The sequence below is a fragment of the Clostridium manihotivorum genome (genome assembly GCF_004015185.1).
GTDB classification, from domain to species: domain Bacteria; phylum Bacillota; class Clostridia; order Clostridiales; family Clostridiaceae; genus Clostridium_AR; species Clostridium_AR manihotivorum.
Map to the genome: position 1 here is coordinate 2,315,372 of NZ_CP025746.1, position 20,801 is coordinate 2,336,172.

Here is a 20,801-nt window from a genome sequence, read left to right on the forward strand (position 1 = left end):
TATTAAATTAGAAAATGCTTTTAGGAGTGTGAAGAGATGTCTTATAAAATAGCTCAGATAATAACTCAGGCAGAGATGGGGGGAGCTCAAAAGCATCTTCTAATCTTAAGCGATGAATTGAAGAAACTTGATAATTGTGTTACAGTATATGCAGGAGAAGGCCAAGGGCTTGATAAGGAATTAGAACAGTTAAATATAGATTTTAAAAGAATAGAATTATTGAAGAGAGAAATATCTTTATTAAATGATTTTAAAGCTATTATAAAGCTTATGAAGATATTTAAAAAGGAGAAATACGATATAGTACACTGCCATAGTTCAAAGGCAGGGCTTGTAGGAAGAATTGCTGCAAGATTGGCAGGCGTAAAAATTGTGGTATATACAGCTCATGGTTTTGTTTTCAATGAACCTATGAGTAAAATTAAGAAAAGATTATATATAATAATTGAAAAAATAGGATCCTTATTTGGAAACAAACTTATTGCGGTATCTAAAAAGGATTATAACTGTGCCTTAGATTATGGATTTGGAAATAAAAAAAATATATACTATATACCAAATGCTGTGCATGAAATCGATAGAGCATCTTTAAATAATAGAGAAGAATTAAAGAAACAATTAGGTATTGAAAATACCTTTGTCTTAGGAGTTTTGGCAAATTTTTATGAAACAAAAGGTCATAAGTTTTTGATAGATGCATTACTTAAATTAACTGATGAAGGATATAGCTTTAGTTGTATTTTTGTAGGCGAAGGAACTACTAAGAATGATATGGTAAAGAGAGCTAAAGGTTATACTAATATGAAGTTCTTGGGATATAGAAAAGACAACTATGATTTGATAAACTGTATGGATTTATTTGTGCTACCATCAGTAAAAGAAGGCATGCCATATGTTATTTTAGAAGCCATGACTCTTTCTAAACCAGTACTATGTACCAGAGTTGGTGCTTTGACAGATATGATTGAAGATTGCAAGAATGGATTTATCGTTGCCCCAGAAAGTTCTGAGCAGTTATATAATAAATTGAAATATATTTTTGAACATAAAGATATACTTAATAAAATAGGTAAAAAAGGTTATAATTATTATAAGGAAAACTTTACTGTAGACCTATTTATAAGAGATGTATTAAAAGTTTACAATATAACAATGGAGAGTAGATAAAGTGTTTAGTAATATACTTGGATATAAGATTTTTAATTTAAACAAGGATAAGCTTGTTCAATATGTACTTGGTAAGGATAAGGTATGTGTTATATCAGGAAATCCAGAAGTGCTTTTAAACGGAATGAAAGATAAGAAATTTTATGATAAGTTTAATAGTAATGAGTTTGTTATCATTCCAGATGGAGTAGGTACTGTGGTTTCAGCAAAGCTAATTGGACAACCGGTTAGAGAAAAGATTGCTGGAATAGAGGTAATGGATGAACTCTTACGTATATCGGCCAAAGAGGGATTTAAAGTGTATCTTTTAGGTGCTTCGAAAGATATTATAGGTAAGTGCAGTGAAAATATTAAGAATAAGTATCCAACTATAAATATTTGCGGTTTTAGAGATGGGTATTTTAAAAATGAGGATGTTAATGAAATAGTAGATGAAATAAAGAAATTAGAGGCGGATATGCTATTTGTAGCATTAGGATCACCAAAACAGGAAGACTTTATACTGAAGTATATGGAGGAGTTGCCATGTAAGGTATATATGCCTGTAGGGGGTAGCTTCGATATTTTTGCAGGAAAGCTTAAAAGGGCACCTAATATTATGTTGAAGCTGGGGCTTGAGTGGCTTTATAGAGTATGGAAAGAGCCTTTTCGAATAAAGCGACTAGGAAAGATACCTAAGTTCATACTAATAGTAATTCTTAATAAGATAGGTATACTTAAAAGTGTAGAAAATATATAAATAGGTAGTATGAATTATACATAGAAAAACATGCAAAAGAAAGAGGGTTCTCTTGCATGTTTTTTTTTATTTAGAGTTTAAGAGCATATGGGTGTATCATCTTAAGTTCTAAAATTTATATTCTTTTAGATTACTTTATCTATAACTAAATTTTATTATAAACTTTTAGCATTATTTCTTTTTTTAGTTTTTCGGATTTATCTAGTAAATCAGTACAAGTTTTTATAACTTCATCTTTATTTATTTCATTAATAAAGTTTAGATTTACCATTACATTCAACACTGAACTTTCGATAGCAGCATAGGCTAGTATTGCAGATACGCCAGCATCTGATATTACGTTGGCATTGCCGTAGGTGGCTGCTATATCTATATAAGACATCATGGCAACTAAGTTTTTTAAAAGATCTAGTGGAACTTGCATTGCGCTCTTTAAGCCTTCTTGAATCGTTTTTTCTCTTACCTTCAAAGCTTCCTCACTGTCCTTAGGCATTTTATAAGCTTTCATCAGTGTTGAAAATGCTTCTCCATCTTTATCGATAAAGTCAAGAAATTCCTTAGCCTTTCGCTCGCAAACATCTAAGGCATCAATAACGGATCTTTGTTCATTATCCTTCAAGGTTGTGAAAGCCTTTTTATTTATGCTAAGGTTAAACACCATATTGCTTAATGCAGCAGATAAAGAGCCTACAAGAGCAGCAGCACCCCCACCTCCTGGTACTGGGCTATTAGAACTTAATTCATTCACAAAATCTATTATAGTTTTATCTTTAAAATCCATCTTTTGTCCTCCTTAACTTTTCTTAAAAAAAGAGTTTACTTGGTTCATATTAATATTATTAACATCAGCTTTTAGACCATCAAGATATACCCTAAATAAGGATAAAGGTTCATTTTTTAAAACTTTTCTTGCAAAGGTTTCTATTATTATATAAAAAGAGAATATTACCTTATGATACAGTTTTGCGTTTCTTCTCATAAATACGATTCTATTTCTGTTTAAAAAGAAATAGCTTAAACCTTTATATTTTGATATGGTAGCAGATTGTTTATGATAAACTCTGCTGCTATTTAAACATATAAGTTTGTAACCGGCTTTTTTTGCTTTTAAGCAAAATTCAGTTTCTTCAAAGAAGAGAAAATACATTTCTGGTATTAAACCTATTTTTTTAAAAACTTCTTTTCTAGCAACAAAACATGCACCACCTAAATAATCTACAGATAGTGAATCTTCTTTAATAGAAGTGTAAGAAGTATTTTTCCCTTTTGCTTGAGCTAGACCGGTAAATAAGTTAATGTTTGCGCCCATGGATTGTACGTTATCTCTTTCTTGAAAATCACATATGCATGGCCCCGCTATACCTACATTTTCATTTACATTCATGTAGTTTATAAGTTCGGATAAAAAATTCTTCTCAACCTCTACATCGTTATTTAAAATACAGACATAATCAGCATTATTTTCTAAAGCATATTTTATTCCTACGTTGTTCCCATTAGCGTAGCCAAGATTTGTACTATTGGTTAGCAGTTTGAACTTATCTGAATGATTATCCAATATTTCCTTGGAAGCATCAGTAGAATTATTATCAACTACAACAACTTGGTAGTTAGAGTAATCATTATCTAAAACGCTTTCTAGACATCTTAAAGTTTCCGTATAGGAATTAAAATTTAATATTACTATAAATACTAGTGGTTCATTAATCATATATTCTCCTTAATAGCTAGTAATTTCTTTGTATAATCTCATTACTATTTTATCCCAATCATAATTTTCTTTTACAAAGTCAATATTATGTTTACAAAGGTTCTTTGAGTTGTTATCGTTTATGAAGCTTAATAATTTTGAAGCTAAATCGTCTACGTCAGAATCAGAAACAATGGAACCTCCTTGTTCGGTAAGTTCCTTAGCTATTCCAACATCAGTAGAGACTATTATGTTTCCGGCAGCAGCAGCTTCTATTAAAACTATGCCAAAGCTTTCAAAGTGTGAAGTTAAACAGAAGATTTTTGACTTACTATACATTTTAAATAGTTCTTCTCTATCAGATAATTGTCCAAGAAGCATTATTTTTTCATCTAAACCGGGATATTGATCGGTATAATTTTTTATAAACCCATTGAATTCAGGTGTACTATCTCCTGCAAGAACTAAAGTCCAGGGGATAGAATTATCTTCTTTGTATAGTTTAATAAAGGCATCTACAATCATCTCACTATTTTTTTCTTCAGCACCAAGTCTTCCAACATGAAGAATATAATTCTCCTTGCTTTCATAGGTAAGATCATCTAGGTGAATTAAGTCATAATCAATACCATTAGGTATATATATGAATTTATTTTCAAATCTAGGTAAAAGAGATCTTATTTCATTAAAGAGTCTCTTTTGCTCCACTCCTATTAAATCAACCTTTTTAAAGAAATAGTCAAATAATAATTTTCCAGCAAAATTAAGATTCTTTATTTTATTTAGTAATTCCTCTGTACAGTCTAATTTGAGAAATATTTTTCCTTTTTTATTATAATGCTTATACATTATTGCATATATTACTGATCTTATGGTTACGTGAAATAGTTGAAGCACATCTATGCTTTTAGCATTTTTCTTTAAGTATATAGAACCATCAATAATATCGTTGTTACGTTTTTTATCAATAAAGTCTAGTTTTAGACCTTTTAAATGTCCATCTATATAATCATATTTATCATTATTATAGCATGCTACATAGCTTTCACAGGAATAAAGCTTATGAAGCTTATAAGCTATCATACCAACATCTTTAATAAGATGTACGTTTTTAGCTTGAGGAAATAAAACGCAATATTTCAAAAAACTTCACCTTCTTGTACACAAAATAATTAATTTATTTACCATTATAATATATATAATAAATAATTAAAACCTTATTTAGTTACATTAAAAATCAAGGATCTATTAAATAACTGTGTCTAAAAATGGTTATTCATATGATAATTTATTGAGAACACTAAAAATTTCTTATATCTTATTCAAGTATCATCTTCTTGAAAGTCATATAATGCTAAGAATAATATTAAACATGGCCAAATTTAAAAACCATGCTAAATTAGATAAAACTAATATTATCTAATTAGCATGGTTTTATAGATATTTACTTTATAGACACACTACTTCAAGATGAAATCTATTAAAATGAAGCTGACTAGGTTCATCGAAAGCTTCATTTTGAGTCTAAGGATTGAAATAGTATATTTGGTCAGAGGAGTAGATATTCCGGTTCAATAGTCTTGGAAAGTACTAAAAGCCATTTTAACTATTTAATTGTACCTTCACTGATTCATATATTTCCCTTTGAACTGGTATATCTATAGTTCGTCTAAAGATTTAAATTCATAACCTTGTGCCTTCCATTCCTTTAACAGGTCATCAAGGATTTTTGTGTTTGTATCTGAAACTGCATGAAGCAATACTACGCAACCGTTACTTGTTCTCTCCATTATTCTCTTTTTGGCGGAAATAGCATCAGGTTGATTATCTACAATCCAATCCTTGTAAGCAAAACTCCAAAATATTGTCTTATAGCCTAACTCTTTAGTTTTTGACAGAGACGCTTCACTATATCTTCCCATTGGGGGTCTAAAAAATTTAGGCATTTCCTTACCTGTAATCTTTGTATATTCTTCTTCAACATCTGTAAATTCCTTTTTAAATTTTTCCGGATCAGTAACCTTTGCCATGGAAGGGTGATGTGAAGAATGATTACATACAAGGTGCCCTTCTGACTCCATTCTTTTAACTAAATCAGGATTTTGAAGAATATAAGGCTTAACTAAGAAGAAGGCAGCTGGAACCTTATTATCTTTTAATATATCCAATATTTTTCCTGTATTACCATTCTCATAACCTTCATCAAAGGTAAGATATAAGACTTTCTTTGATGTGTCTCCAAGATAATGACAGTTATAATTAAATACAAAATCCTTTGTTTCTTTTGGTGGATCTGGTGCTTCGCCCTTGTTGTACAAATAATACCAGCTATATTCCTTATTGCTTAAAGATTGCTCCGAACTACTGTTAAACTTGAAAAAATCAAATTTTTTAAGATCAAAATTTAAATTAGATGTAGCCATTGATGTAACCAGCGATAAACTTATTAAAGTGCTTTTTAAAAATGAAAGTTGCATCTAAATCACCTCCATTATATTTTTTTCATAAAATCTATTGAAATACTGGTTTTATAGAGGGTTAAATTCCACATAATATAACTTATTGAAATGTTGCTTGCACTAAGGTATAATTTTATGGGTATTATGAAAGCTAGATTAAAGGTGTATTATTTTGAAACTTCAGAATTAGATAAAAATAAATTTACATTTAAAAGATTTAGAACTATTATGAGGTATTAAAGTTAGAAAGGATGTACATAAATGAAATTAGGTATTGTTGGATTGCCAAACGTAGGAAAGAGTACTTTGTTTAATGCTATTACTAAAGCAGGAGCTGAATCAGCTAATTATCCATTCTGTACAATAGAACCTAATGTAGGTGTGGTTAGTGTTCCAGATAAAAGATTGGATGTATTAGAAGAAATGTATAACTCAAAGAAGAAGGTATTTACTTCAGTTGAGTTTTATGATATTGCAGGATTAGTAAGAGGTGCAAGTAAAGGTGAGGGGCTTGGAAATAAGTTCTTGTCTCATATAAGAGAAGTTGCTGCAATTTGTCATGTTGTAAGATGTTTTGATGATGACAATGTTGTACATGTTGAAGGTTCTGTTGATCCTATAAGAGATATTGAAACTATAAACCTAGAGCTTATATTCTCTGATCTAGAAATTCTTGAAAGAAGAATGGAAAAGACAATGAAGCTTGTTAGATCTGGAGATAAAAAAGCTAAGGAAGAATATGCACTAATGGAGAGGTTAAAGGCTCATTTAGAGCAGAGTAAGCCAGTAAGAACATTAGAAGTCACTGAAGACGAAGACGAGTTTGTAAAATCATTATTCTTAATAACTTCAAAGCCAGTACTATATGTTGGTAATATATCAGAAGATGATATGATGGAAGGAAATCTTAACAACAAATATGTTGAAATAGTTAAGAAGCATGCAGCAGAAGAAAATGCTGAGGTAGTTGTTATATGCGCTAAGCTTGAAGAAGAGCTTTCATCATTAGAAGATGATGAAAAGAAAGAGCTTTTAGAAGAATACGGACTTGATCAAGCTGGTTTAGATAAATTAATAAATGTAAGCTATAGACTATTAGGACTTATTAGTTTCTTAACTGCTGGACAGCAAGAAGTTAGGGCATGGACTATAACTAGAGGGATGAAGGCTCCTCAAGCAGCTGGTAAGATTCACTCAGATATTGAGAGAGGATTTATTAGAGCTGAAGTTATAGCTTATGATGATTTAGTTAACTGTGGTTCAGAAGCAGCTGCTAAGGAAAAAGGACTTTACAGGCTAGAAGGCAAAGAATATATAGTTAAAGATGGAGATGTAATCTTATTTAGATTTAATGTTTAATTATATAATGTATTGAGCTAGTACATCTTTAAAAGCTTAGGTTTGAAATGACCTAGGCTTTTTTTACTGTCTAGAGCAGTTATATAAATCTTTTATTAGAGAGATCTAACGATATTAAGAATTTGAAAAGTCTAGTTAGGGTAAGCAGCAAAAAATATGTCTCCTGCCAGAATTTTTTTACATGGGTTCAAAAAGGCAGATGAGAATAGAAAGTCACTGAAGGTCGCTTTAGCGACTTTTTTACTGCAGATAAATCTAGTAGTTTTCTGTTATGGGGATTGTAGAAAGCAAATACACAAAAGCAGCTTTAAAACTTGAATATTTAACTAAAAATGAATAACAATCCAAAATAAGTATTTAATATATTGGGAAACATTAATATTATTTTGAAAAATATTAAAAAATATATAAAAAAAGAGGGATTTTCGAATTTACATAGAATATTAAAGTTAAAGTGGTGAAAAGTGGTGGTAAGTGGTGTAACTTTCCACATCTATACCTAGTTTTGAGGTGTTTAATGTTTATTGGAGAATATCAGCATGGATTAGATAGTAAAAACAGAATAATCATGCCCTCTAAATTTAGAGAAGAACTAGGTAGTAAGTTCATCATGACTAAAGGACTAGATGGATGCTTATACGTTTATCCATTGAGTGAGTGGAAAATGTTAGAGGAAAAGCTTAAAAGCCTTCCACTTACTAATAAAGATGCTAGAGCCTTCGTACGTTTCTTCTTCTCAGGTGCAACTGAAATTGAGACTGACAAACAAGGAAGAGGTGTTATTCCTCAAAATCTTATTGAATACGCAGGTATAAATAAGGAAATAGTAAGTATTGGGGTATTAACTAGAATAGAAATTTGGGGCAAAGAAAAATGGGTAGACTACAACAACTCTGATATAGATTTCGATGCTATAGCAGAAAAGATGAGTGACTTAGGAATATAAGGAGAAATAAATATGGAATTTAAGCATGTATCAGTATTATTAAATGAATGCATAGAAGCTTTGAATATAAAAGAAGACGGAATTTATGTGGACTGCACCTTGGGTGGAGCAGGACATTCTTCAGAAATAGTAAAAAGATTGTCAAGTAAGGGAAGACTTATAGGGATTGATCAAGATAAAGATGCTCTAAGCGCCGCAGGGAAAAAGCTCGAAGAGTATAAAGATAGAGTAACTTTAGTACACAACAACTTCTACAATATAGACTCCATACTTGAAGAGTTAAATATTGAAAAAGTTGATGGAATATTAATGGATTTAGGGGTTTCTTCCTATCAGCTTGATGCAGGAGAAAGAGGTTTCAGCTATATGCAGGATGCTCCACTTGATATGAGGATGAATAGAGAAAATAAATTCTCCGCTTATGAAGTAGTGAATGGATATAGCAGTGAAGAATTATTTATATTAATAAAAAATTATGGTGAGGAGAAGTTTGCTAGTAGAATAGCTAATTTTATTGTGAAGGAAAGAGAAAAGGGGCCAATAGAGACTACATTCCAGTTGGTGGATATTATAAAGGCTGCCATACCTGCGAAGGCTAGAAGAGAAGGCCCTCATCCAGCTAAGAGAACCTTTCAAGCTATAAGAATTGAGGTCAATAAGGAATTGTTTATTCTTGATAAGGCTATTAAAGATGGAGTTAGAAGGCTAAATGAAGATGGAAGAATGGCTATAATAACATTCCATTCACTTGAAGATAGAATTGTAAAAACAGTATTTAAGGAATTAGAAAATCCATGCACATGTCCTAAAGAATTTCCAATATGTGTGTGTGGCAAGGTTTCTGAAGTAAAGGTGCTTACTAGAAAACCTATCGATCCTACAGAAGCTGAAGTTGAAGAAAATCCAAGAAGTAGAAGTGCAAAACTAAGGGTTGTACAAAAAAATAAATAAATTAGTTATATTATGGTGGGGATGTGAATAAGTTGGTAGTGAAGGAATTCGATTATGTTAACGGAAATACAGCGATAGATCCTAAAAGAAAGGTCAATGATCCGCAAAGAGATAAGCAGTATGAGGACCTGAGAAGGTCTAAGATAGACAGGGATAGAAGACTAAAAGAGAAACACAAAAAGAATAGAAGAGCAGCAACGCAGGTTATCATAGCAATTTTTGTTTTAGGTATAGCAACTATCTGGAGAGACGTTAAGGTTTATACAGTTCAGGCTCAATTGACTCAAATAAATTCAGATATTAATGAATATAGTGCTGAAAATGAGGCTTTAAAGGCAGAATTGTTAAAAGTATCTTCACTAGATAGTATTAAGTCTACTGCTGAAAGTAAACTTGGAATGATTGTTCCTGGAAAAGATGATATTCTGAAGACAAGTTCTAAAGAAAATTACTTTGCTGCTGAAACAAAGGACAAGCATGTAGAAAATAAAGATTCTTGGAACCTTTTAGCAAAAATAAAAGAGTTTTTATTTTAAAGATATACCACTTTGATTCAAAATGTATTTTCAAAGCTCCTCTGGATTGTGAGAGAAGAATTTGAAAATATAAATTTTATTACAAATTGGTACATCCATAATAGGTATTAGGAAATCTAAGCTGTATGAGAGTATTTTACATTGTATTTGAAACTTTATAAAATTGATAAGTACTACATTAATCACTATAAAGTATTTATCAAAATATATAAGCTGTTTAAGCTGATAAAGATGTACCACTTCATAACTCCTTTGATATTTTTTCAATTCCTTCGGATATTAAAATGATGGGTTGAGATTTTGTCGCGGGTTTGAAGTGGTACATCTTTATAGGTATTAAGGATATGCTGATTTAGTTTTAAATTTATATAAGAAAAATTTGGAGTTATAAAATAGTTTTTCTATATAAACTGATTAATTAGCACAGCTGTAAATAGAAGGTTTCTATAATTAAATGGAATCTATGAATAAACTTATAGATTAGAACAATGTAATATCATAAGTTAATATATGGAATAACTTCGGTTCTGAATGTATGAGCAATGTTTTTGGAGGTATAGTTATTGTTTGAGCATAATTACAGAGACGAAGCTACCACTAAGAAGAGAATGTGGATAACAGTAGTTTTTCTAACTATATTATTCTTTGGATTAACTTTAAGATTAGCCTATGTAATGATAATTAAAGGCAGCGACTATTCTAAAATGGCAACTGAACAGTGGACAAGTAGAATAGAAATTGATGCAGTAAGAGGTAAGATTCTAGATAGAAATGGAGCAGAACTAGCTGTTAGTGGTAATGTCTATAGAGTGGACTTTGACCTCAATGCTATAAGGGAATATTTAAAGAAGCATAAAAGTACAAACGAAGACATTGCTCCTAAGATAGCAGCTGCATTAGATTTGACAAAAGAAGATGTGCTTAAAAAGCTAAATACTAAATTGCCCAGCGGAGCAGATGCTGGAGCCGCACATGTAGTTAGAAGAATAGAAAAAGATGTGGCTGACAAGGTTAAGGCTTTACAGATAAACGGAGTAATGGTATCACCAGATACAAAGAGATATTATCCTAATAACAATCTCTTATCTCATGTTTTAGGTAATACAAATTCAGATGGTAAAGGACTTAATGGAGTTGAGTATCAGTATGATAAAGATCTAGCTGGAACTCCAGGTGTAAGAATAGCTGAAATTAATAGAAAAAGTGAAGAATTGCCATATACTATATCAAACTTCACAGCACCTATACCAGGTAAGGATGTTGAGCTTACTATAGATAGGCAGATACAGATGTTTGCAGATAAGGCAGCTTCACAAGCCTTAAGTGACAATAAGGCAAAGGCAGTAAGTGTAATAGTAATGAATCCTAAAAATGGTGAGATATTAGCCATGGCTAACAAACCAGATTTTAATCCTAATAATCCTTATGAAGGAGCAGAAAATTTTGATGGGGCCACAGCTAGTGATAAACTTCAAAAGATGTGGAGAAATAGAGCAGTAAGTGACTCCTTTGAACCTGGATCAATATTTAAGGTTTTTACAGCAATTGCTGCTATGGAAGAAGGGGTTGCTGATAAGGGAGAGACCTATTCTTGTGCTGGTAGTGTAAAAGTTTTGAATAGAATAATTAAATGCTGGAAGAGAAGTGGACATGGAACCGAAACCTTTGGAGAGATCTTAAAGAATTCTTGTAACGTTGCCTTTATAGAGGTTGGAAAGAAGCTTGGTAAAGATAAACTGGCAGAGTATATTAAGAAATTTGGTTTTGGATCAAAATCAGGAGTAGACCTTCCAGGTGAAGCAAAAGGAATAACAAAGTCACCGGCGACAATAACCGATATAGATCTTGCCACAATATCTTTTGGACAAACAAATACTGTTAATCCGATACAATTTATGGCTGGGTTTAATACAATAGCAAACAATGGAACTTGGATTCAACCTCATGTAATGAGAGAGGTAAGCCATGTAGATGATCAAGGTAATAGAGTAGTAGATAGAAAGTTTGAACCAAAGACCCAGCAGGTAGTAAGTAAAGAAAAGACAACAAAGTTAAGAGAATATCTTGAAAAGGTTGTTTCGGAAGGATCTGCAAAGAGAACCTTTATAGATGGATATCACATTGCTGGTAAGACTGGAACAGCTCAAAAAGTAAACTCTGCTAATGGAACTTACGAGGCAGGGAAGTATATATCTTCTTTTGTTGGTATGGCACCTGCCAATGATCCACAGCTAACTGTCATGGTTTCAATTGATGAAGCTAGCGCTGGAGAGTACTATGGTGGAGTTATAGCAGTTCCAGTAGCTAAAACTGTTTTCAATGATATATTCAACTATTTAGATCCTTCGGTTATCTCTAAGGATACAAGTAGCAATACAGATGCTCCTGATGCTATAATACCTGAGGTTAGGGGAATGAAGATTGATGAAGCCAAGAAGAAACTTAAGGATAGTAAGATAGATTTTGATATCGAGGGACAGGGAGAGTATGTGACAGATATAAAGCCTACACCTGGATATACCGTTAAGGAAGGTAGTAAGGTTAATCTTTACAGTGGAAGTTCAGGAAATTATAATAGAGATGTTATTGTTCCTGACATAAAAGGCTATACTAAAGAGGGAGCTACTAAAATTCTAGAAAAAGTAGGTCTAAAAGCTGAATTTTCCGGTAAGGGCCTTATGGTTGATGAACAAACTATTCAACCAGGGGAAGTTGTTAAAAAAGGAGATTCAATCGGACTTACCTTAAGTGATGATGTAGATGACTAATTAGCATGTGGCTCAGCCACATGCTAGTATTTTGATATATTAGGATTGATTTTAGCATAGGAGAAAATACTTTAACAACTTTTATGCTTAAAAATCACCTTTAGGTCAAAAATATAACTTTTTGTATTAATCATAGTCATTATTAAAAACTATACATCATTTAGGAGAATTTGATAGCATATTATTTAAGGAGATGAGTGGACAATGCTTTTAAAAGAGTTACTGAAGGAAGTAAAACATGAGCTTATCAAAGGAAGCTTGGAGCAAGAAGTTAATAATGTTACTTATGATAATAGAAAAGCAGGAGAAGGGGATGTTTTCTTTTGTATTAAGGGATTTGCAAGTGATGGTCATAAGTTTGCAAAGGGTGCAGTAGAAAACGGAGCTAAGGTTATTATCTGTATGGATGATATAAACCTTGATGAAGATGTGACTATTGTCAAGGTAGAAGATACTAGAAAAGCCATGGCTTTAGTAGGTGCAAACTTTTATGATAATCCTACTAAGAAGCTTAAGGTTATAGGAATAACTGGTACCAACGGTAAGACAACATCTGCCTTTATGATGAAGAGGGTACTTGAAGCAAGTGGATATAAGGTTGGACTAATAGGTACAATTGCTAACTATATAGGAGATAGAGTAATTAAAACTGAACGTACAACACCTGAATCCTTGGAGCTTCAAGAACTTTTCAATGAGATGGTAGAAGAAAAAGTTGATTACTGTGTTATGGAGGTTTCCTCTCATGCCTTAGAACTTGATAGGGTATATGGAGTAAGATTTGCTGGTGCTATATTCTCCAATTTGACTAGAGATCATTTAGATTTTCATAAGACCTTTGAAAACTATTATAAGGCTAAATTTAAGTTGTTCGAAAGAACCGATATATCGGTAATTAATATAGATGATTCTTATGGTAAAAATATAATTAAGGACTTAGAAGATAAGAATATAGATACAAAGGTTTATACCTATTCTATCAATGATAGCAGTTATATTAAGGCTGATAATATAGTTAATTCTTCTAAGGGAGTACATTTTAATGTATCTTTAGAAGGTACAACCTATGACATTAAACTTCAAATGCCTGGGTTATACAATGTATACAACGCTCTTTCAGTTTTAACTTTAGCAAAGGTTTTAAGCTTACCAATAGAGGCCATAATGGAAGGATTGAATAAGGCTGTTGTTCCAGGAAGATGTGAGAGAACAGCGTTAGAATACAATATTCCATACGAAGTTATAATTGATTATGCACATACGCCAGATGGATTAGAAAACATATTAAAAACAGCAAGGGAATTTACTTCTAATAGATTGATTTCTGTATTTGGATGTGGAGGAGATAGAGATAAGGTTAAAAGACCTATGATGGGGAAAATTGGAGTAGAACTAAGTGACATTGCTATAGTTACTTCCGATAATCCAAGAACTGAAGAACCTATGGCAATAATAAAGGATATAGTTGAGAACTTAGAAGCAGATAGCTATAAAATTGTTGAAAATAGAAGAGAAGCTATAAAAGAAGCACTTAAGCTAGGAAAGTCCGGAGATGTTATTGTTATAGCAGGAAAAGGCCATGAAAATTATCAAATACTAAAAGATAAGACAATTCACTTTGATGAAAGAGAAGTTGTGATCGAAATACTAGAGCAATTAGGAGTGGAAAAATGTTAGACTTAACCTTGGAAGAAATTTCAATAGCCATAAATGGTCACTTTATCAAAAGAAATAAAGATGAACACTTTGTAAAAGTTAGTACAGACACAAGAAAAATTGAGAAACAAAGTATATTCTTTGCTTTAAGAGGCGAGAATTTTAATGGCAATAACTATATCGAAGAAGCTGTTAAAAAAGGTGCAAGTGTCTGCATAGTAGATGAAGAAAGAGCTGAATTTGCTAATTTACAGTGTAACATAATAAAAGTTCTGGATTCCAAAAAGGCTCTTCAGGCTCTTGCTAAGTATTATAGAAATAAACTTGGGCTTAAAGTTGTTGGCATAACTGGATCAAATGGAAAAACTTCTACAAAAGATATATTGGCAGCTATACTAGGAGAAAAATATTCAGTTTTTAAAACAAAGGGAAACTTTAATAATGATATAGGATTACCACTTATGATTCTAGAATTAGATAGAAGTATAGATATAGCTGTACTAGAAATGGGAATGAGTAATCTTAGAGAAATACATCTTCTAGCAGATATAGCAAGACCTGATATTGCTTTAATAACCAATATAGGCTTATCTCATATAGAAAACCTCAAAAGTAGAGAAAATATATTAAAAGCTAAGATGGAAATTGTTGATTATTTCAACGAAGAAAATACTTTAATAGTTAACGGTGATGATGATCTTCTTAAAGATGTTATCAGTGAACAATACAAGATAATAAAGACTGGTTTAGACAAGTATAACGATTTAATTGCTAGTAATGTGACTTTATTTAAGGATCATAGCGAGTTTGAAGTTATGGGTGAAGATACTAAATTTAACTTTAGTCTTCCTATGCTGGGGAAACATAGCATTCAAAATTGTTTGTTGTGCTTACAGGTAGGAAAGTTACTTGGTATCTCTATGAAAGAGATGAATGATGGCTTAAATAATATTGAGGCCACTTCAATGAGATTAGAGATAATTGAGGAAGAAAAGATAACTATAGTGAATGATTGCTACAATGCAAGTCCTTCTTCAATGAAAGCAGCTATTGACGTGGTGAACAATATAGCAGAAAATCGAAAGGTAGCTATACTGGGAACCATGAGGGAATTAGGAGATGAATCCTTAAAGGCACATACTGAAACTGGATTGTATGCAAAAGAGAATAACATAGATTTATTACTTTGCTGTGGCCAGTATTCGGAAGGTTTTAAAACAGGTTTTGAAGGAGAAAATTGTATTGTTTTTGACTCAAAAGAAGAACTTATAAATTCGCTTAAAGATTTAATAAAAGAAAAAGATACTGTGCTTGTAAAGGCATCTAGAGGTATGAAATTCGAAGATATAGTCAGCGAGCTTAGAAAAATTATTTTATAACCAAGGAGGTGAGCTGTCTTTAAATGGACGGCAATATATGGGGAATTTAGCTAATACAGCATTAATAATATCAATTTTAATAAGTTTTATAGTGGCATCAATAATAGGTCCAATTATAATACCTCTTTTACATAGGCTTAAATTTGGACAAAATATAAGAGAAGATGGTCCTCGAAGTCATTTAAAAAAGGCTGGAACACCTACAATAGGTGGATTAATATTTATGTTAGCCACGCTTATAACAATGTTAGTTATGATACCAAGTTTTACTGATGAATCAATGGTTGTACTTTACGCATTTTTAGCTTTTGGGTTTGTTGGTTTTCTAGATGATATATTAAAGATCATTCACAGAAACAACTTAGGACTTAGAGCTTGGCAAAAGATGGTTTTGCTTCTTATAGTATCTGGAGCATTAGCTTACTATGCATATAACACTATAGGTACTTCAATAAATGTACCATTTTCTAGACATCAATGGGAGATGGGTTGGTTATTTATACCTTTTATAATAGTTTACTTTGCTGGAACAACCAATGCAGTAAATTTGACAGATGGATTGGATGGGTTGGCAACCTCTATTACAATATTGGTTATGACTTTCTTATCCATACTAAGTTTAAATATGGGACATTATAGACTTTCAATATTCTGTGTTTCTTTAGCAGGAGCCTTGTTAGGATTCTTGAGATTTAATGCTTTTCCAGCTAAGGTGTTTATGGGGGATACTGGTTCATTAGCCTTAGGAGGTGCTGTGGCTGCGGTAGCAATGATGCTTAAAATGGAGCTGATAATAGTAATAGTTGGTGGAATTTATGTGTTAGAAACGCTATCGGTTATAATTCAGGTTGGTTCTTTTAAGCTAACTGGTAAAAGGGTATTTAAGATGGCACCGATTCATCATCACTTTGAACAGTTAGGTTGGAGCGAAACAAAGATTGTTTCAGTCTTTGCTATTTGTACAGTTTTACTTTGCCTTGTTGCCTTTTTGTCTTTGTAGTAATTATAGGAGGAATTTGAATGAAAAAAAAGAAGCCTAAAATGGGACAAATCGATTATGTTACTTTTTATACGATTTTTTTCCTATTGGCTATTGGTGTAGTAATGGTTTATAGCGCTAGTTCATACTATGCGATGTATAAGAATAATGATAGTATGTTTTTCTTAAAGAAACAGCTACAGTGGTCAGTGCTGGGAATAGCAGTTATGTTGTTTATGATGTCGGTAGATTATCATAAGATGAAAAAATATACTAGAATAATGATGATAATATCATTACCGCTTTTAGTAGCTGTTTTATTTTCTAAAGACGTAAATGGTGCTAAGAGATGGATACAGCTTGGGCCATTAGGACAGTTTCAGCCTTCTGAGTTAGTAAAATATGTTGTAGTACTGTTTATGGCTACTAGCATGGAAAAAAAGGGAGAGAAGATGAAGTCCTTTAAAGAAGGGGTTTTACCTTATCTTATAGTATCTGGTTTTTATGCTGGAATGATACTTTTAGAAAAGAATCTAAGTATAGCCTCAGTAATAATGATAGTTACCCTTATAGTAATGTTCGTTGCAGGTGCTAAGTCTACTACTCTTGGTTTTGGTGTAGTACCAGCAATGTTTGCGGCTGCTACGTTTTTCATATTTAGTGAAGATTATAGAAGAAGAAGATTATTAAACTTCCTAAATCCGTGGCAAGATCCAGCTGGTGATGGATATCAGCTGATTCAATCATTTTATGCTTTAGGAGCTGGAGGAGTCACTGGACTTGGTATAGGGCAGTCAAGACAAAAAACGCTGTATATGCCTGAGCCTCATAATGATTTTATATTTGCTATAATAGGTGAAGAACTAGGGCTTATAGGTTGTGCTTTAATAATAATACTATTTATAATTTTTGTGTTTAGAGGCATTAGGATAGCTATGGGAGCAAAAGATGCCTTTGGAACTTTACTTGCTACAGGAATTACTTCTATTGTTGCAGTTCAGGCTATAATCAATATAGCAGTTGTAACTGGATCAATGCCTGTTACTGGAGTGCCACTACCATTTATTAGTTATGGAGGGAGTTCTCTGGTCATCAATATGGCCGCCATGGGTGTGCTCTTAAATATATCCAGACAGGTTGAAAGAAAGAGAGTTATATAGAATATTTAACATTAATATTTAATAAAAGAATCACTAAGGCCTAGCCCAATGGCATTAAGTTAAGAGAATTCAAGAAGCTATTACATAAAGTGATAGCTTCTTTTTTCAGAGTTAGCTGTAAATGTTCAACCGAAATGAAGAAAATAATTTTAAAAATTGCATGCAAATAAAGCAGGCATATATCCCGCTAAAAAAAACTATTAAATTAATCATTATTATGCTACTCTATACATGAAGCTTACGGATGTTTTTTCAGACATATTTCTAGGTCGCGAACGACCAGGTCGAATCGGTGTTATGTGCCTAGCAATCAAAGCTTCTATATTAGGTGGAGTAACTTTACCAAGGAAAAACTGTCGGCATATATGCGCTGCAACAGAAAAGTTGACTTTGTAGTCGTATTTCCTGTTCCTTTTCTTTATGATTACGTGTTGGGTAATTATTTCAGAAAAGTTGTACATAATTAGCCTTGCATATATTTCCTGAAGTATGTACTCCACCTTTTTTGAATGAAAATGTAGCAATCCAATAGTATATTTCAAATCACGGAATGATGTTTCAATTCCCCAACGCTTGAAATAGAGTTCTTTTAGTGTTTGAGGTGAAAATTTCGTTCTATCTAGGTTTGTAACAACAACCTCATAAGTATCATCAGTAATTTTAAATCGTACAATCCGAAACGGTAGTTTGTACATTACTGTAGGATCACTTTTTCTATTTGTCTCTGGGAGATAGTCAAATGTCTTATTTTTCCCAATTAGTCTATAATGGTTTTTATCCTTAAGCAATTCTTTCACTTTATTAGTTTGTTTTCTAGTAAGGTTTAAATCAATATCAACATCAAATTCATCAGCAGATGGAAGTTCAAATCCATGTAAAATACCTGATGCATGACCATGAAAATCTTTTATTCTTATTAGGAATTTCCATCCTTTTGTTGAATGTGTGCCATATTGTTATAAGATTCATACCCTCGATCCGCAAGGATAATTGCTGGAGTTTTAATAGTAGATCTGTCTACCATGTCTGTTAATGCCTTACATTCATTGGAAAGCTTTCTTCTCAGCACAATTACGTCCTCGTAGGTATGTTGATTAAGATCGTATAATGCATTTAAATGCAAAAGGTTGTACGGTTTCCTAGAGTCTTTAAATTCATATAAGGAATCCAAATCGTTTTTATTTGTTGGAATATGTATGTCAGATCCATCGACAGCCAAAAGGCGATAGCCTTTAAATAGATAATCAGTTGTTGTTTTGTTAACGAAGTTATGAAATAATTTTTCAAATGCCGTAGTCAAGATCTTTGCCCTTTGTTGAACAAAGGCCGCCGATGTAGCTGTGTCAATAGAGCATCCCCATTGATTTAAAAGCTCATTACTTAAAGTATTTCCTTCCATTCCTAGCAAAGAAAAAATTATTTTATCAAAGGGAAGTTTTCGATTTCTAAGGAAATCCTTGTCGGGATTCCTAATATTCTCTTTAGGATTATCGCGAAGCTCTTGAATAAGTTCAAATAAAGTGGATCTCAATTCTTGTGACTTAGTATTCATATGTATTCTCCTCGTAATTGAAATTTCTCTCTAATTACAAGGGCCGCTTTCACTACCTTTAAAACAATTGGTAGTGAAAGCGGCCACATATTTTTGAAATGCTGTCAAGTGATAATTAAAAAAAATAAAAAAGACCCACAGCACATATTTGTGATGCAAGCCTTTCCTTAACTTAATGACATTGAGGCCTAGCCTTAGCGATTCTTTTACTGTCTAGGGAAATATAAAATTTTTCAATATCTAAATCTAGCATTATGAAGGATTTATATGAGATGTTTATGGTAAACAGTAAAAAAAATAATATTCGCCTGCCAGATTTTTCTCATATACATTAGGAAAGATAGATGTGCAAAAGAGCAAACTGAAGAAGGTCGTTTCAGCGACCTTTTTATTTTTTAACAACCTAAAAAATATTGTGTTCTAAAGAAAAGTAAATATTAACTATAGCTTATGAAGTACGATAATATAATTAGGTTCTGTTAAAGTAATGTGTTAAAATTAATTGATTTCAACATAACACTTTAATATAAATAATAGTATTAATGTACTTAGTAATTATCCGGAAGAGCTGAAATTATGTAAGTAATAAGCTAAATGTTTTAATAAATTTGTAATGAAAAATTAAGGATATAGTGTTATTATATTATATGGTAATATAATAATATTTTTAGTAATTATATCAAATGTTTAAGAAGGTAATATATGAATAATGAGATAAATGAATATATAAAAAAGCATAAAAGAAAAAAGGTTAGAAAAAAGTTGATTTTGTTCTTTGTTTTCTTTTTTTCTATAACTATTCTTATATTATTGAAAGCTCCTTTTTTTAATATACAGGATATAAAGGTAGGAAATAATAAGATTATAAACAGTAAAGAAATTGTCGACAGGTCAGAGCTATATGGTAAAAATATTTTCTATATAAATCAGAAGGATGTTAGATCCAAGATTCAGGCTAATCCTTATATAGATAGTGTTCAGTTAAAAAGGGTACTTCCCAATGGAATAGTAATAAACGTCACTGAAAGAAAAACTGTGTACTTCTTTAAGAATTCAGATGGGATTTATGTGTTGAACTCAGAACTTAAAATACTTGAAAAGAGAGACAACATAGATGGGATGAGTTTGACAGAGCTAACTGGAATAACGCCAACAGCTACAGAAGTTGGCGCATATCTATCAAATGACGAGAAGATTAAGAGAATAGCAGCAAATATAGGCAGATATCTAGAAACTAACAGAAGTGATGTGAAGTTTAATTCCTTGGAGATAAAAGATCCTACTTCACTTACTATGAAAGTAGGAGAGGTAAGGCTCCTATTAGGGACTGATGAAAAATTAGAGGACAAATTTAATAGTTGTATAAGGATTTTAAAAGACAGTAATATAGGACTTAAAAAAGGATATATAGATGTTAGTTTTGACGGGCAACCAGTTATAAAACAGGAATAGGAGGCAAA

Annotated in this window: 16 protein-coding genes and 1 pseudogene; 12 read left to right on the forward strand and 5 right to left on the reverse strand. The window is 31.9% G+C overall.

Features of this window, described 5'->3' with window-relative positions:
* The first annotated feature begins 36 nt into the window (after nucleotides 1–36).
* A complete protein-coding gene (locus tag C1I91_RS10320) occupies nucleotides 37–1,167 on the forward strand; it encodes a glycosyltransferase family 4 protein (RefSeq protein ID WP_128212808.1) in 1,131 nt (376 codons plus the stop codon).
* Between the two features lies 1 nt (nucleotide 1,168).
* Nucleotides 1,169–1,906, forward strand: coding sequence for a WecB/TagA/CpsF family glycosyltransferase (locus C1I91_RS10325; RefSeq protein WP_128212809.1), 738 nt, complete (start codon nucleotides 1,169–1,171; stop codon nucleotides 1,904–1,906).
* 145 nt (nucleotides 1,907–2,051) lie between these two features.
* Here C1I91_RS10325 and C1I91_RS10330 read toward each other — a convergent pair whose 3' ends face one another.
* The 4 genes from C1I91_RS10330 to pdaA form a co-directional block, all read right to left on the reverse strand.
* Entirely contained in the window at nucleotides 2,052–2,687 is a 636-nt protein-coding gene (locus C1I91_RS10330) for a cyclodeaminase/cyclohydrolase family protein (RefSeq protein ID WP_128212810.1), read from the reverse strand.
* A gap of 12 nt (nucleotides 2,688–2,699) precedes the next feature.
* On the reverse strand, nucleotides 2,700–3,617 hold the full coding sequence (locus tag C1I91_RS10335) for a glycosyltransferase family 2 protein (RefSeq protein ID WP_128212811.1): 918 nt from the start codon (nucleotides 3,615–3,617) through the stop codon (nucleotides 2,700–2,702).
* A gap of 9 nt (nucleotides 3,618–3,626) precedes the next feature.
* Nucleotides 3,627–4,739, reverse strand: coding sequence for a glycosyltransferase family 4 protein (locus tag C1I91_RS10340; protein ID WP_128212812.1), 1,113 nt, complete (start codon nucleotides 4,737–4,739; stop codon nucleotides 3,627–3,629).
* Between the two features lie 515 nt (nucleotides 4,740–5,254).
* Nucleotides 5,255–6,073 (reverse strand): delta-lactam-biosynthetic de-N-acetylase, encoded by an 819-nt coding sequence (gene pdaA / locus C1I91_RS10345; protein WP_128212813.1) that lies wholly within the window; start codon nucleotides 6,071–6,073, stop codon nucleotides 5,255–5,257.
* A gap of 243 nt (nucleotides 6,074–6,316) precedes the next feature.
* Here pdaA and ychF point away from each other — a divergent pair, with 243 nt between their 5' ends.
* The 9 genes from ychF to spoVE all read left to right on the forward strand — a co-directional run bounded on the left by ychF (nucleotide 6,317) and on the right by spoVE (nucleotide 17,789).
* Nucleotides 6,317–7,414, forward strand: coding sequence for a redox-regulated ATPase YchF (ychF, locus tag C1I91_RS10350; RefSeq protein ID WP_128212814.1), 1,098 nt, complete (start codon nucleotides 6,317–6,319; stop codon nucleotides 7,412–7,414).
* A 517-nt stretch (nucleotides 7,415–7,931) separates the two neighbouring features.
* Nucleotides 7,932–8,360, forward strand: a complete 429-nt coding sequence (gene mraZ, locus C1I91_RS10355) for a division/cell wall cluster transcriptional repressor MraZ (protein ID WP_128212815.1) — start codon at nucleotides 7,932–7,934, stop codon at nucleotides 8,358–8,360.
* A 12-nt stretch (nucleotides 8,361–8,372) separates the two neighbouring features.
* A complete protein-coding gene (rsmH, locus tag C1I91_RS10360) occupies nucleotides 8,373–9,311 on the forward strand; it encodes a 16S rRNA (cytosine(1402)-N(4))-methyltransferase RsmH (protein ID WP_128212816.1) in 939 nt (312 codons plus the stop codon).
* A 23-nt stretch (nucleotides 9,312–9,334) separates the two neighbouring features.
* The gene (locus C1I91_RS10365; RefSeq protein ID WP_128212817.1) at nucleotides 9,335–9,847 is read left to right on the forward strand and encodes an FtsB/FtsL family cell division protein; all 513 of its coding nucleotides are present in this window, start codon (nucleotides 9,335–9,337) and stop codon (nucleotides 9,845–9,847) included.
* A 608-nt stretch (nucleotides 9,848–10,455) separates the two neighbouring features.
* On the forward strand, nucleotides 10,456–12,615 hold the full coding sequence (locus C1I91_RS10370; RefSeq protein ID WP_205694332.1) for a stage V sporulation protein D: 2,160 nt from the start codon (nucleotides 10,456–10,458) through the stop codon (nucleotides 12,613–12,615).
* Nucleotides 12,616–12,819: 204 nt separating this feature from the next.
* On the forward strand, nucleotides 12,820–14,292 hold the full coding sequence (locus C1I91_RS10375) for a UDP-N-acetylmuramoyl-L-alanyl-D-glutamate--2,6-diaminopimelate ligase (RefSeq protein ID WP_128212819.1): 1,473 nt from the start codon (nucleotides 12,820–12,822) through the stop codon (nucleotides 14,290–14,292).
* Nucleotides 14,286–15,650, forward strand: a complete 1,365-nt coding sequence (locus C1I91_RS10380) for a UDP-N-acetylmuramoyl-tripeptide--D-alanyl-D-alanine ligase (protein ID WP_128212820.1) — start codon at nucleotides 14,286–14,288, stop codon at nucleotides 15,648–15,650. The genes C1I91_RS10375 and C1I91_RS10380 overlap by 7 nt, the downstream gene beginning before the upstream one ends.
* 37 nt (nucleotides 15,651–15,687) lie before the next feature.
* On the forward strand, nucleotides 15,688–16,650 hold the full coding sequence (mraY, locus tag C1I91_RS10385; RefSeq protein ID WP_128212821.1) for a phospho-N-acetylmuramoyl-pentapeptide-transferase: 963 nt from the start codon (nucleotides 15,688–15,690) through the stop codon (nucleotides 16,648–16,650).
* Between the two features lie 20 nt (nucleotides 16,651–16,670).
* Nucleotides 16,671–17,789 (forward strand): stage V sporulation protein E, encoded by a 1,119-nt coding sequence (gene spoVE, locus C1I91_RS10390; RefSeq protein WP_128212822.1) that lies wholly within the window; start codon nucleotides 16,671–16,673, stop codon nucleotides 17,787–17,789.
* Between the two features lie 215 nt (nucleotides 17,790–18,004).
* Here spoVE and C1I91_RS29730 read toward each other — a convergent pair.
* Nucleotides 18,005–19,341, reverse strand: a pseudogene (locus tag C1I91_RS29730) (IS4 family transposase).
* 702 nt (nucleotides 19,342–20,043) lie between these two features.
* Here C1I91_RS29730 and C1I91_RS10400 point away from each other — a divergent pair.
* Nucleotides 20,044–20,793 carry a cell division protein FtsQ/DivIB gene (locus C1I91_RS10400; RefSeq protein ID WP_128212823.1) on the forward strand — a complete coding sequence of 250 codons (750 nt, stop codon included), beginning with the start codon at nucleotides 20,044–20,046 and terminating at the stop codon, nucleotides 20,791–20,793.
* The last annotated feature ends 8 nt before the right edge of the window (nucleotides 20,794–20,801 follow it).

Coding starts and splice junctions, on each gene's coding strand:
- C1I91_RS10320 (WP_128212808.1), top strand. CDS start 37: ATGTCTTATAAAATAGCTCAGATAATAACTCAGGCAGAGATGGGGGGA.
- C1I91_RS10330 (WP_128212810.1), bottom strand. CDS start 2,687: ATGGATTTTAAAGATAAAACTATAATAGATTTTGTGAATGAATTAAGT.
- C1I91_RS10335 (WP_128212811.1), bottom strand. CDS start 3,617: ATGATTAATGAACCACTAGTATTTATAGTAATATTAAATTTTAATTCC.
- pdaA (WP_128212813.1), bottom strand. CDS start 6,073: ATGCAACTTTCATTTTTAAAAAGCACTTTAATAAGTTTATCGCTGGTT.
- ychF (WP_128212814.1), top strand. CDS start 6,317: ATGAAATTAGGTATTGTTGGATTGCCAAACGTAGGAAAGAGTACTTTG.
- mraZ (WP_128212815.1), top strand. CDS start 7,932: ATGTTTATTGGAGAATATCAGCATGGATTAGATAGTAAAAACAGAATA.
- rsmH (WP_128212816.1), top strand. CDS start 8,373: ATGGAATTTAAGCATGTATCAGTATTATTAAATGAATGCATAGAAGCT.
- C1I91_RS10370 (WP_205694332.1), top strand. CDS start 10,456: ATGTGGATAACAGTAGTTTTTCTAACTATATTATTCTTTGGATTAACT.
- C1I91_RS10375 (WP_128212819.1), top strand. CDS start 12,820: ATGCTTTTAAAAGAGTTACTGAAGGAAGTAAAACATGAGCTTATCAAA.
- C1I91_RS10380 (WP_128212820.1), top strand. CDS start 14,286: ATGTTAGACTTAACCTTGGAAGAAATTTCAATAGCCATAAATGGTCAC.
- mraY (WP_128212821.1), top strand. CDS start 15,688: ATGGGGAATTTAGCTAATACAGCATTAATAATATCAATTTTAATAAGT.
- spoVE (WP_128212822.1), top strand. CDS start 16,671: ATGAAAAAAAAGAAGCCTAAAATGGGACAAATCGATTATGTTACTTTT.
- C1I91_RS10400 (WP_128212823.1), top strand. CDS start 20,044: ATGAATAATGAGATAAATGAATATATAAAAAAGCATAAAAGAAAAAAG.